General features: G+C 69.7%; 11 protein-coding genes. 7 read left to right on the forward strand and 4 right to left on the reverse strand.

From position 1 onward, the window contains the following. The 7 genes from BJ963_RS18740 to BJ963_RS18770 all read left to right on the forward strand — a co-directional run bounded on the left by BJ963_RS18740 (position 1) and on the right by BJ963_RS18770 (position 8,280). On the forward strand, positions 1-2,070 hold the full coding sequence (locus BJ963_RS18740; protein ID WP_179457933.1) for a dipeptide/oligopeptide/nickel ABC transporter permease/ATP-binding protein: 2,070 nt from the start codon (positions 1-3) through the stop codon (positions 2,068-2,070). Beyond that, complete coding sequence (locus tag BJ963_RS18745) at positions 2,067-3,272, forward strand: ABC transporter ATP-binding protein (RefSeq protein WP_179457934.1); 1,206 nt, start codon at positions 2,067-2,069, stop codon at positions 3,270-3,272. The genes BJ963_RS18740 and BJ963_RS18745 overlap by 4 nt, the downstream gene beginning before the upstream one ends. Then, positions 3,269-4,927, forward strand: coding sequence for an ABC transporter substrate-binding protein (locus BJ963_RS18750; RefSeq protein ID WP_246298109.1), 1,659 nt, complete (start codon positions 3,269-3,271; stop codon positions 4,925-4,927). Before BJ963_RS18745 ends, BJ963_RS18750 begins: the two co-directional genes overlap by 4 nt. Positions 4,928-4,997: 70 nt before the next feature. Further along, positions 4,998-5,666: a ThuA domain-containing protein gene (locus BJ963_RS18755; protein WP_179457935.1), complete on the forward strand. Its 669-nt coding sequence runs from the start codon at positions 4,998-5,000 to the stop codon at positions 5,664-5,666. Next, positions 5,663-6,484 (forward strand): sugar phosphate isomerase/epimerase family protein, encoded by an 822-nt coding sequence (locus BJ963_RS18760; protein ID WP_343037322.1) that lies wholly within the window; start codon positions 5,663-5,665, stop codon positions 6,482-6,484. The genes BJ963_RS18755 and BJ963_RS18760 overlap by 4 nt, the downstream gene beginning before the upstream one ends. After that, positions 6,481-7,458 carry an NAD-dependent epimerase/dehydratase family protein gene (locus BJ963_RS18765; protein ID WP_179457936.1) on the forward strand — a complete coding sequence of 326 codons (978 nt, stop codon included), beginning with the start codon at positions 6,481-6,483 and terminating at the stop codon, positions 7,456-7,458. Before BJ963_RS18760 ends, BJ963_RS18765 begins: the two co-directional genes overlap by 4 nt. Positions 7,459-7,506: 48 nt before the next feature. After that, positions 7,507-8,280 (forward strand): GntR family transcriptional regulator, encoded by a 774-nt coding sequence (locus BJ963_RS18770; RefSeq protein WP_089913777.1) that lies wholly within the window; start codon positions 7,507-7,509, stop codon positions 8,278-8,280. A 272-nt stretch (positions 8,281-8,552) separates the two neighbouring features. Here the strand turns inward: BJ963_RS18770 and BJ963_RS18775 are convergent, their stop codons facing one another. From BJ963_RS18775 to BJ963_RS18790, 4 genes are read right to left on the reverse strand one after another with little or no spacing between them, the layout of a single operon-like run. After that, a complete protein-coding gene (locus BJ963_RS18775) occupies positions 8,553-9,485 on the reverse strand; it encodes an ABC transporter ATP-binding protein (protein ID WP_179457937.1) in 933 nt (310 codons plus the stop codon). Continuing rightward, on the reverse strand, positions 9,482-10,345 hold the full coding sequence (locus tag BJ963_RS18780; RefSeq protein WP_089913771.1) for an ABC transporter ATP-binding protein: 864 nt from the start codon (positions 10,343-10,345) through the stop codon (positions 9,482-9,484). The genes BJ963_RS18775 and BJ963_RS18780 overlap by 4 nt, the downstream gene beginning before the upstream one ends. Further along, positions 10,342-11,346: an ABC transporter permease gene (locus BJ963_RS18785; protein WP_179457938.1), complete on the reverse strand. Its 1,005-nt coding sequence runs from the start codon at positions 11,344-11,346 to the stop codon at positions 10,342-10,344. The genes BJ963_RS18780 and BJ963_RS18785 overlap by 4 nt, the downstream gene beginning before the upstream one ends. An 8-nt stretch (positions 11,347-11,354) precedes the next feature. Further along, complete coding sequence (locus BJ963_RS18790) at positions 11,355-12,338, reverse strand: ABC transporter permease (protein WP_089913765.1); 984 nt, start codon at positions 12,336-12,338, stop codon at positions 11,355-11,357. Positions 12,339-12,374 lie beyond the last annotated feature (36 nt).

Consider the following 12,374-nt stretch of genomic DNA (forward strand, 5'->3'; position numbering starts at 1 on the left):
ATGGCCATCGCCGCCGCCACCGCCGTCGAAGCGGAGAACGCCGAGACGGACACCCCGACATCCCGGTTCGCGTGGATGCGCGCCTTCCGCCGTCCCTGGACCCTCACCGGCATCGTCATCACCGCCGTCTTCTGCATCTTCGGGATCATCGGACCCTGGGTGGCGCCGTACGACCCGTCCGCGGTCAGCAAAGCGACGCTGCAGCCGCCGAGCCCGGAGCACTGGCTCGGCACGACGCAGACCGGGCAGGACGTGCTGTCGCAGATGCTGTACGGCACGCAGATCTCGCTGCTCGTCGGGGTCGGCGCGGCGATCGTCGCGACCGTGCTGTCGGTGCTCGTCGGCCTCGCCGCCGGCTACCTGGGCGGCCTCTCGGACGAACTGCTGTCGCTGCTCGCCAACGTGTTCCTGGTCATTCCCGCCCTGCCCCTGACGGTCATCCTCGCCTCCTACCTGCCGAAGTCGGGATCGCTCGGCATCATCCTGGTCATCTCGATCACGGGATGGGCGTGGGGCGCCCGCGTGCTGCGCGCGCAGACCCTGTCGTTGCGCAAGCGCGACTTCGTCGAGGCGGCGCGGGCGACCGGCGAGCGCACGTCGAGCATCATCTTCCGCGACATCTTCCCCAACCAGATCGCCGTGATCGCCGCCAGCTTCCTCGGGACCGTGACCGGCGCGATCCTCACCCAGGCGAGCCTGGCGTTCCTCGGGCTGACGAACGTGACGGAATGGTCCTGGGGGACCATCCTCTACTGGGCGCAGGTGTCGAGCGCGATGCTGACCGGCTCGTGGTGGTGGTTCGTGCCCGCCGGTCTCGCCATCGCCCTGCTGGGCACCGGGCTCTCGCTGGTCAACTTCGGCATCGACGAGTTCATCAACCCGCGCCTGCGTCAGGCCGGCATCGGCACCAGGAAGGCGCAGAGGGCGCAGGTCCGCGCCCAGCGTGCGAAGGTCGTGCGCGGACCGGCCCGCGTGCGCGGGCAGCGCCCTCCCCACCAGCCGTACGACCCGGTCACCAGCGATGTGATCCTCCGGATCGAGAACCTGCACGTGGACTACGTCGGCGAGAACTCGGTGACGCCCGCGGTCAACGACGTGTCGCTGACGCTGCGCCGCGGCGAGGTGCTGGGCATCGCGGGGGAGTCCGGGTCGGGCAAATCGACCCTGGCCTACGCCATCACGCGGCTGCACAAGCCGCCCGCGCAGATCACAGGCGGCGGCATCTTCTACACGAACACCGACGGGTCGACCACCGACATCCTGCGGATGAGCGACAATGAGCTCCGCGACTTCCGGTGGGACGAGCTCTCGATCGTGTTCCAGTCGGCCATGCACGCGCTCAACCCGGTGCTGACGGTCGGCGCGCAGCTCGACGACGTCCTCCGCGCGCACCGGCCCGAGCTGTCCTCGGCCGACCGCGCGGCCCGCGTCGTCGAGCTGCTCGGGCTGGTCGGCATCCAGACCGACCGGGTGAACGCCTACCCGCACGAGCTCTCCGGTGGGATGCGGCAGCGCGCCATGATCGCGGTCGGGCTCGCGCTCGACCCCGAGATCATCGTGATGGACGAACCGACCACGGCCCTCGACGTCGTCATCCAGCGCCAGATCATCGAGAAGATCATCGAGCTGAAGGACCGCCTCGGGTTCGCGGTCGTCTTCATCACCCACGACCTGTCTCTGCTCATCGAGCTCTCGGACACCATCGCGGTGATGTACGCCGGCCGGGTCGTCGAGCTCGCCGACGCCGACGAGTTCTACCGCAACCCGCGGCACCCGTACAGCCAGGGACTGCTGGCGTCGTTCCCGACGCTGTCCGGGCCGAAGCGCGAGCTCGCCGGCATCCCGGGGTCGCCGCCCGACCTGCGGCAGCTGCCGACGGGATGCGCGTTCGCGCCACGCTGCCCGCTCGCCTTCGACCGCTGCGTCGAGGTCGTGCCTCCGCTCATCCCTCTGGCCGGACCCGCCGAGTGGCGGCAGGCCGAGGCCGCCTGCCTCCTCTACGAAGGCGACGGATCGGCGGCCGCCCGGGTGCCGGATGGGATCGCAGAACGGATTGAGGACGCCCGATGACGACGATCGAGACAGCACCCCAGGCGGCATCGCCTTCCGGCGACGACGTGCCGGTGCTCGAGGCACGCCACGTCACCAAGCACTTCACCGTGCACAGCTCGCCGTTCCGTCGCGGTCCGCGCCGCGTCGTCCATGCCGCCGACGACGTGTCGCTCGCCCTCTACGCCGGGCGGATCATGGCGCTCGTCGGCGAGTCCGGATCGGGCAAGTCGACCTTCGCCCGGCTGCTCGCGCAGCTGCACCCGGTGACCTCCGGCGAGATCCTCTACCGCGGCACGCCGGTCCGGGTGAAGGGCGGGGCGTCGTTCCGGGCGCACGTCAGCAAGGTGCAGCTGATCCTGCAGGATCCGTTCGGGTCGTTCAACCCGGTGGCGACGATCGCGCGAACGCTGACCCGCGCGGTCCGCATCCACCATCCGAAAGCCGACGGACCCGCCCAGCGGCGCATCATCGACGACCTGCTGGCCCAGGTGAGCCTGCGGCCCGCACGCCAGTTCACCGAGAAGTACCCGCACGAGCTCTCCGGCGGTCAGCTGCAGCGCATCTCGATCGCGCGGGCGCTCGCCGCCGATCCCGACGTCTTCCTGGCCGACGAGCCGGTGTCGAGCCTGGATGTGTCCATCCGTCTCGGCGTGCTCAACCTGCTCCGCCGGCTGGTGGAGGAACGTGGGGTCGCCCTGCTGTACGTCACGCACGACATCGCCTCGGCCCGCTACTTCGCCGAGGACACCAGCGTGATGTACGCCGGGCAGCTCGTCGAGGCGGGCCCGAGCGAGACCGTGACGCAGAAGGCGGCGCACCCCTACACGCAGCTGCTCATCGCCTCCGCGCCCGACCCCTCCCGGCCCGACGAGGCGCGGCCGCGCGACATCGGTCAGCCGCCCAGCCTGATCGACCCGCCCTCCGGCTGCCGGTTCCACCCGCGCTGCCCGTTCGCGATGGAGCGCTGCCGCACCGACGCGCCGCCCGCCTTCGCCCTCGAGGACGGCCAGTGGGCGAAGTGCTGGCTGTACGCGGACGACGCGGAGGCGGCCGAGCGGAGGGCCGAGAACGCCGTCGCCTACGGGCTGGGCGCCGTGCGCCCGGCCGGCCGCCGCATCCCCACCGGGCCGGACGCCCCCACAGACCCTCGGAAGAGCACAGACGCTCGGACGAGCCCAGACGCTCCAGAAACAACCGACACCAAGGGAGACCAGCAATGAATCGCAGAAGGTCCATACGTCGCGCCGCCATCGGCGCGGCTTTGGCCGCCTCGCTCGTCGTGCCGCTCGCCGCCTGCTCGTCGAACGGTTCGGGCTCGGGCGACGGACTGATCCTCAACGTGGCGAGTCAGTCCGACAGCCTCACGCAGTCCTTCAACCCGTACCTGCCGAACACCGCGCAGGGCGCCACCTACACCAACCAGGGCGCCGGCGGCTTCATCTACGAGCCGCTCGTGCAGATCAACAACGTCGACATCGGCCACGACATCCCGTGGCTGGCGAAGTCGTGGGAGTGGAGCGACGAGAACAAGACGCTCACCCTGCACCTGCAGTCGGGCGTGAAGTGGACGGACGGCAAGAAGTTCTCGGCCGACGACGTCGTGTTCACCTACGACCTGCTGAAGAAGTACCCGGCTCTCAACGTGGGCGGCGTCGACTTCGACACCATCACAGCCAAGGACCCCGACACCGTCGTGATGACCTTCGCAGCGCCGTCGGAGACGAAGTTCACCTCCCTGGTCTCGGCCGCGATCGTCTCCAAGCACATCTGGTCGAAGGTGGGCGACCCCACCAAGTACGTCGACAAGAACCCGGTCGGCACGGGGCCGTTCATCCTCGACACCTTCTCGCCGCAGAGCTTCGTGCTCAAGACGAACAAGGACTACTGGCAGACGCCCGCGAAGATCGGCGGCATCCGGTTCATCCCCTACAAGGACAACCAGGGCCAGACGAACGCGCTCGTGCAGGGCCAGGCCGACTGGTCGGGCACCTACATCGCCGACGCCGAGAAGACGTACCTGTCGAAGAGCAAGGACAACCACTACTGGGCTCCGGTCGTCGGATCGGACGGACTCATCCCCAACCTGGAGAAGTGGCCGCTGAGCGACATCGCCGTGCGCCGCGCGATCAGCCTGGGCGTCGACCGGGCGCAGATCGGTGCGGCGACCGACTCGCCGCCCGCGACGAGCCAGACCGGACTCCCGATGCCCGCCTTCGAGAGCGAGGTCGCAGCCAAGTACAAGAACCTCGACTTCAAACAGGACAAGCCGGCCGCCGAGAAGCAGCTGACCGACGCCGGCTACACGAAGGGATCGGACGGCTACTACGAGAAGGACGGCAAGAAGGTCGAGTTCTCGGTGAGCTTCCCGGCGTCGTACACCGACATCGCGGCGCGCGCCCAGGTTCTCGTGTCGCAGCTGAAGGACCTCGGGATCAAGCTCGACATCGACACCACCTCGGTGAACGACATCAACAAGATCACCGCCGACGGAACCTTCCAGTCGACCATCGGCTACCCGGTCGGCCCGGCGCCCCGCGCGTTCAACATCTACGACTCGATGATGAACCCGAACAAGTACTACCCGCTGGGGCAGGCGACGCCGACGTTCGAGAACATCGAGCGCTTCAACGACCCGGTCGCGAAGGAGCTGTTCACCAAGTACCCGCTGGCGACCACGGACGCGGAGCGGGCGCAGATCCTCGAGCAGCTCGAAGGCATCTGGATCGACCAGCTGCCGATGATCGTGATGTTCTACTGGGGCAACTACGGCGACTGGAGCAGCGCGAAGGTCACCGGCTGGCCGAGCGAGGACAACCCCTACTTCGCGCCGTACCCCAACCCGGTGGTGGCGCTGAAGCTGAAGCCGGTCTCCTGACCGGACGTGCACCGTCCGCGGGCGGGCCGGTCACCCGGTCCGCCCGCGGTCTCGCAAGAGAACGAGAGAGATGACGCACAACAAGAACGCACTGGTCGTCGTGAACGGCGACGACATCCACCACGACCTGCTGACGGCCTCCCTGGTGTACCAGCAGCTCGGCATCGAGGCGGGCCTCGTGACGCGACGCGGGATGGGCATGAACCGCTTCGTCGACGCCCGGCCGGAGACGGCCGACGCCGACACCTACCTGCTCTACACATCGGGCGGCCTCTTCCCGACGGCGCAGCAGCAGGCGCTGTCCGATGCGGTGCGGGCCGGGAAGGGGCTCGTCGGCATCCACGGGGCGAACATCCTGGGCTGGGAGGGGGATGGGCTGGACCCGGCCGACCGGCCCATGTTCGAGCTGCTCGGCAATCGCTACCTCTCCCACGGGCCCGGCCACCACGAGGGCCGGCACACGATCGAGATCGTGGGAGAGCATCCCATCACCGAGGGCATCGCCGACTTCGAGCTGTTCGACGAGTACTACGAGTTCGAGCTCGCGGACGACGACGTGCAGGTGCTCGCGCGCAGGCACCGCGCGGACGGCGCCGAGATCCCCGTGATGTACGGGCGGGAGGCCGGAGCGGGCCGCGTGGTGTATCTGGCACTCGGCCACGACCTGCGCTCGTGGGGCGAACCGCCCGTGCGCGAACTCGTGCGGCGAGCCCTGCTGTGGACGGCGGGGGCGCTGTGAGCGCGCCGGAGACCATCGGCGGCCCCGGCATCGGTGGCGCAGGCGCAGACGCTCGGCCGCTCGCCGTCATGGGCTACACGATCCTGGAGCACGCGCTCGCCGACCTGGAGGGCGCCTTCGACCGGGTGGCCGCCATCGGCTATCTCGGCGTCGAGACCTATGGTCTCGTCGAAGCGTACGGCCCAGAGCGCGTGCGCGTCGCCGCCGCGGCGTCCGGCCTCGCCATCACGAGCGCGCACACGCCGTTCCCGGCGGGCGAGGCCGCAGAGCGGCTGCTGGATGCCGCGCAGGCCCTCGGCGCGCCGACCCTGGTGTGGTCGATGGAGCGCGAGGAGTTCGACTCGCCCGACCGCATCCGCGCGGGCGTCGAGCGGGTCAACGAAGCGGCGGAGAACGCCGCTGCCCGGGGTCTCACCATCGGCTACCACAACCACTTCGCCGAGTTCTCGCAGGTGTTCGACGGACGCCAGGCCTACGACCTCCTCCTCGACCTGCTCGACCCCCGGGTCGTTGTGGAGCTCGACGCCTACTGGGCACGGATGGGCGGCGCCGACCCCGCCGAGGTGCTGACCCGCCTGGGCGACCGCGCACGGCTGGTCCACATCAAGGACGGCCCTGCGGTCAGCTACGAGGACGACGTGATGGTTCCGATCGGCGACGGCGCGATGGACTGGGGACGCATCCTGAGCGCCCCGTCCGGCCTGCGCTGGCACATCGTCGAGCTCGAGCGGTTGAGCGTCGACACCTTCGACGCGCTGGAGCAGTCCTACCGCCACCTCGTCGGTCTCGGCGTCTCGCGCGGGAGCGTCGCCGCATGAGTGCGCGCGTGCTGTTCCTCGGAGGCAACGGGATGATCGGCTCGGCCGCTGCCCGCGAAGCCGTCGCCCGGGGTATCGACCTCACCATCGTCACCCGCTCGGAGCCGCGGCGCATGGTGCCGGAGGGCGTCCGCATCCTGACCGGCGATGTCCGGGACCCCGCCGCGCTGCCGGCGCTGCTCGGGGACGAGCGGTGGGACGCCGTCGTCAACTGGGTGGCCTTCACGCCGAAGGACCTGGACGGGCACGTGGAGTACTTCGGCGAGCGCACCGGCCAGTACGTCTTCATCTCCACGTGCTCCGTGTTCGCGCGTCCGGTGCCGTTGCTGCCGATCACCGAATCCTCTCCGCGGCGGCAGCCCGTCTTCGGGTACGCCAGGGACAAGATCGCATGCGAACTCCTGCTGGAGAACGCCTATCGTGAGCGGGGCTTCCCGCTCACGATCGTCCGCCCGTTCCACACCTACGACGAGACGACCGTGCCGGTGCTCGCCGGCTGGACGGCGATCGAGCGGATGCGCGCGGGCGAACCGGTCGTCGTCCACGGTGACGGCACGTCGCTCTGGACGCTGATGCACTCCAGCGACTTCGCCCGCGCGTTCGTGCCGCTGCTCGGCGAGGGGCACGCGATCGGCGAGAGCGTGAACGTCGTCAGCGGCGACATCCTCACCTGGGACCAGATCCACCTGGAGCTGGCCCGTGCCGCCGGTGTGCGCTCGCCGCTGCTGGTGCACCGCTCGAGTGAGACGATCGGCGAGGAGATCCCCGGGTGGGACGAGGTGCTCGAGCACGACTTCCGGCACACGATGCTGTTCGACACGACGAAGCTGCAGCGGCTGGTTCCCGGCTTCGCGCCGGCGGTGCCGTTCGCCGAGGGGGCACGCCGAGTGGTGCGCCACCACGACGAGCATGCGGGGGCGCGCCGCGTCAACGCGGAACTCGCCGCGGCATTCGATCGTCTCGCGGCGCGGTAACGAGTGGTATGAATGAGGCGTGCTATCGGCAGGGAGAGGGTATCGACGTTGACGCAGCCGGAGACTCTCGGTCGGGATGCGGTCGCCGCCATCCGGCCTGACTACCCCGAGCCCCTGTGGATCCAGGTGATCAACCTGATCAACCACGAGATTGCGACCGGCGTGCTGAAGCCGGGCTCGCGCCTCCCCCCGGAGCGCGAGCTGTGCCAGCAGCTGTCGATCTCGCGGGTGACCCTGCGCAAGGCGCTCAGCCAGCTGGTCGAGGACGGCGTGCTCAGCGCCTCCCACGGTCGCGGCTGGTATGTCGCCCAGGCCCCCGCGCCGGGCAAGGACTTCCCGAACAACCTCGAGTCGTTCAGCGAGACCGCGCACCGGATGGGGCTCGCGGCGTCGTCCACCGTGCTGCGCGCGGAGACGAAGGCCGCGACCCTGGACGAGGCGGAGGAGCTGGGCGTCGCACCCGGCACGCCGCTGTTCCACCTGGAGCGGGTCCGCCTGCTGGATGACGTGCCGATCGCCGTCGACGTCACGCGGCTGCCCGCATCCATAGCGCCGTCGCTCGAGGCGGTCGACTTCGCCACCGCATCCTTCTACGAGGCGTTGGCGGATGCCGGCATCGAGCCCTTCCGCGCCGATGCGACGATCGAGGCGCGGGAGGCGACAGGGGCTGTCGCGGAGCACCTGGGCCTGGAGCTCGGCAAACCGGTCCTGGTCATGCGACAGGTCGCGGTCGACCAGTCCGAGCGCCCCCTCTTCGTGTCGACCATCACGTACGCCGGCGAGCGCTACCGCCTGCGCACGCACTTCGCGCGCACGCGCTAGCGCGCACCCCTCCGCCCCTCCGCCCCCCTCTGCGCATTGCGGTGTCACCGTCCGTCCGCTGCGCGAACGGAGGAGATCCCGGACGGTACGGCTCCGCGTGCCTCCGTTCGTGGCGAATCGCCGCGCCGTTCGCCGAGATCTCCTCCCTTTCGGACCGCGATGAAAACGGAGGAGTTCACCGGGCGGCACGCCGCAGGACGCGAGAAACGGAGGAGGTTCGAAGCCGGAGAGGTCCCGAGTACCTCCGTTCGCCGCATCGGGCGGGCGCGGAGTCAGGCGGTGGCGAGCAGCTCCGCGACGGCGGCGTCGTCCGTCCACGCGCGCGCCCAGTGCCCCTGCTCGGCCGGGCCCGGGTCGTCGGGCGTCACGAGCACGTCGGGCGACCGCCGGTAGCGCTCGGGATCGAGCTCGAAGGCCTCCGAGTGCGGGTCGGGCGCCGCGCGCACCAGCAGCTGCGTGTACGGGTGGATCGGGTTGAGGATGACGTCGCTCGACGGCCCGCGCTCGACCACCCGGCCGTGGCGCATGACCACGATCTGCGTCGAGAAGTGCCGGGCGGTCGCCAGGTCGTGCGTGATGTACAGCACCGCGAGATTCCGCTGCCTCTTGAGGTCGTCGAGCAGCTGCAGGATCTCCAGCCGGATGGAGACGTCCAGCATCGACACCGGCTCGTCGGCGATCAGCACCTCGGGCTGCGGGGCGAGTGCCCGGGCGATCGCGATGCGCTGACGCTGGCCGCCGGAGAGCTCGTGCGGGTACTTGGCCAGGATCTCGGCCGCCGGCCCCAGGTTGACCGAGTCGAGCAGCCGACGCAGCTCGCGCTCCTCCTCCGCGCGGGTGCGGACGATCCCGTGGATGCGCAGCGGCCGCACCAGCTGGTGCCGGATCGGCAGCGACGGGTTGAGCGAGGAGAACGGGTCCTGGAACACCATCTGGACGCGCTTGCGGTACCGCTTGGTGGCGCGGTGGCCGGAGCCGATGCGCTCGCCGTCGAGTGTGATGTCGCCGGCGGTCGGGTCGACGAGCCGGATGAGCATCTTGGCGATGGTCGACTTGCCGCTCCCCGACTCGCCGACGAGCGCGACCGACTCCCCGGGACGCACGACGAGCGAGACGTCGTCGACCGCTTTCAGGATGTGCGGGCGCAGGCCGCTCCCGCGGATCTGGTAGTCCTTGGCCAGATGGAGCGCTTCGAGCGTCGTCATGCGAGCGCCTCCTCTCCTCGTTCGATGTCGACATAGCGCGTGCCCGTGAGCGGCACGTCGCCGCGGAGGCTGGGGAAGGACCGCAGCAGGTGCCGGGTGTACTCGTGGCCGGCGCCGTCGAGCAGAGCCTGCGGGGTGTTCTCCTCCACGAGCCGGCCGGACAGCATGACGCCGACCCGGTCGCTGATCTCGAGCAGGAGACCGAGGTCGTGGGTGATGAACAGCACGGCGAAGCCGAACTCGCTGCGCAGGCGGTCGATCTCCTCCAGGATGTTGCGCTGCACCACCACGTCGAGCGCCGTCGTCGGCTCGTCCATGATGATCAGCCGGGGCCGCAGGGCCAGCGCCATGGCGATCATGACGCGCTGACGCATCCCGCCGCTCAGCTCGTGGGGGTAGCTCTTCAGCCGGTCGACCGGGATGCCGACGGTGCGGAGCAGCTCGGCGGCCCGCTCCCGGCGCTCCGAGCGGCTCAGTCCCGCGCGGTGGTCCACGAAGACGTCCTCGATCTGCGAGCCGATCCTGTGCACGGGGTTGAGCGCGTTCATGGCACCCTGGAAGACCATCGAGATCTCCTGCCAGCGGAAGGCGCGCAGCTCGCGGCCGTCGAGGCCGAGGATGTCGGTCGTCCCGCCGTCCTCGCGGCGCCACTCGATGGAGCCGCCGCTGATCTGGGCGGGCGGTTGCAGCAGCCGCGTCACCGTGTAGGCGAGTGTCGACTTGCCGCAGCCCGATTCGCCCGCCAGGCCGACGATCTCGCCGGGGTGGATGTCGAGCGAGACGCCGTCGACGGCCCGCACCGGCCGGTCCGTGGCGTAGTCGACGGTCAGGTCGTGGATGCGCAGCAGCGGGTCGCTCATGCGGCGGCTCCCTTCGGTGCGGTGGAGCGGGAACGCGAGCGCTTGGCGATGGCCGCCGTCCGCAGGCGCGGGTTGATCCGCTCGTCGATCGAGAAGTTGATCAGGCCGAGGGCGGCGCCGAGGATGGCGATGCACAGCCCGGGCGGCACGAACCACCACCAGGCGCCGAGCGTGATCGCCTGAGCGTTCTGGGCGAAGAACAGGATGCTGCCCCAGCTCTTGCCGCCCGGCGCGCCGAGCCCGAGGAAGGAGAGCCCCGCTTCGGCGAGGATCGCGCCGAGGGCGCCGAAGACGAACTGGCTGGCGATGATCGGCATGAGGTTCGGGAGGATCTCGCGCAGCATGATGCGCCAGCTCGACTCGCTGGCGACGCGCGCAGCATCCACGTAGTCGCGCGAGCGCACCGAGAGCGTCTGCGCTCGGAGCACGCGGGCCGCGCCCGCCCACGACACCAGTGCGATCACGATGGCGATCACGACGATGTCGCGCGACTCCACGTAGTCGGTCACGATGATGAGGAGAGGCAGCCCGGGGATGACCAGGAAGACGTTGCTGATGAGCGACGACAGGTTGTCCCAGAACCCGCCGAGGAACGCGCCGCCGATGCCGAACAGCATCGAGAGCACGACCGTGATCGCTCCGGCGACGACGCCGATGACGACCGAACCCGTCGTTCCCGCGTAGACCTGCGCGAAGACGTCCTGCCCGATGTTGGTCGTGCCGAACCAGTGGTCCGCGCTGGGCGGCTGGAGCCCGACCGGACTCGACTGATTGGGGTTCGGCACGAGGAACGGGGCGGTCAGGGCCACCAGCGCGAAGAAGGCGCAGATGGCGATCCCGACCCAGAACTTCCAGCCTCGCGAGGTGCGGCGGCGGTCGCCGCGGCGGGGGCGTCCCGCCGCGCGGAGGAAGCCGGTGCGTGCCGCCGCGGTGTCGTCGTCCGCGTCCGGCTCCGAGCCGGACAGCCCCGGGTCGGCGAGTTCTTGCTGCGTGAAGCTCATGGGGACTCCTAGTTCGCCAGGCGGGTGCGCGGGTCGATGAAGCCGTAGACGAGGTCGACGACGAGGTTCGCGCCGAGCACGGCCAGGGTGATGATGAGGAACAGCGCCTGCATCAGCGGGTAGTCGTTGTTCTGCACGGCGGTCAGCAGGGTGAAGCCGACGCCCGGGTAGCCGAACACGCTCTCGGTGACCACGGAGCCGTTGACGATGAAGCCGAGCGACATGGCGAATCCGGCGACGCTGGGCAGCAGGGCGTTCCGCATCGCGTACGAGCCGAAGACCCGGCCGGGACGCAGGCCCTTGGCGCGTGCCGTGACCACGTAGTCCTCGGCCATCGTCGACACCATCATGTTGCGGGTGCCGAGCAGCTGGCCCGAGACGGACGCGAGGATGATCGTGATCGCGGGCAGGGCGCCGTAGACGATCACCGAGCCGATGAACTCCGGTGTGAACCCGGGCGCGATGTTCAGGTCGTAGCCTCCGCTCACCGGGAACCAGTGCAGGATCGAGCCGAACACGTAGACGAGCACGAGGGCGAGCCAGAAGTAGGGGATCGCCGAGAAGAACGTGGAGGCCGGCAGGATCGCGTCCGTCCAGGTCCCGCGTCGCCAGCCGAGCCACGAGCCGAAGACCACGCCGATCACGTAGCTGATGACGGTCGCGAGTCCGACCAGCGCGAGCGTCCACGGCAGAGCCTGCATGACGACGTCGATCGCGGGGGTGGGGTAGTAGCTGACGGAGAGGCCGAACTGGCCCGTGAAGATGTTGTGCAGGTACTGGCCGTACTGCACGATCAGCGGATCGTGCGAGACGCCGAACTGCAGTTCGAGGGCGTGCCGGGCTTCCGGCGGCATCGGGGCGACGCCCTGCGTCTTGGCGAGGATGACATCCACCGGGCTGCCCTTGACCAGCCGGGGGAGCAGGAAGTTGAGGGTGATCGCGATCCAGCCCGCGATCAGGTAGAAGCCGAGCTTGTTGAGGTAGTAGCGCATGAGGTGGTCCCGCCGGGTCGGGGCGCGGGGCGGCGG

Source organism: Leifsonia soli (genome assembly GCF_013408745.1).
Taxonomy (GTDB): Bacteria; Actinomycetota; Actinomycetes; order Actinomycetales; family Microbacteriaceae; genus Leifsonia; species Leifsonia soli.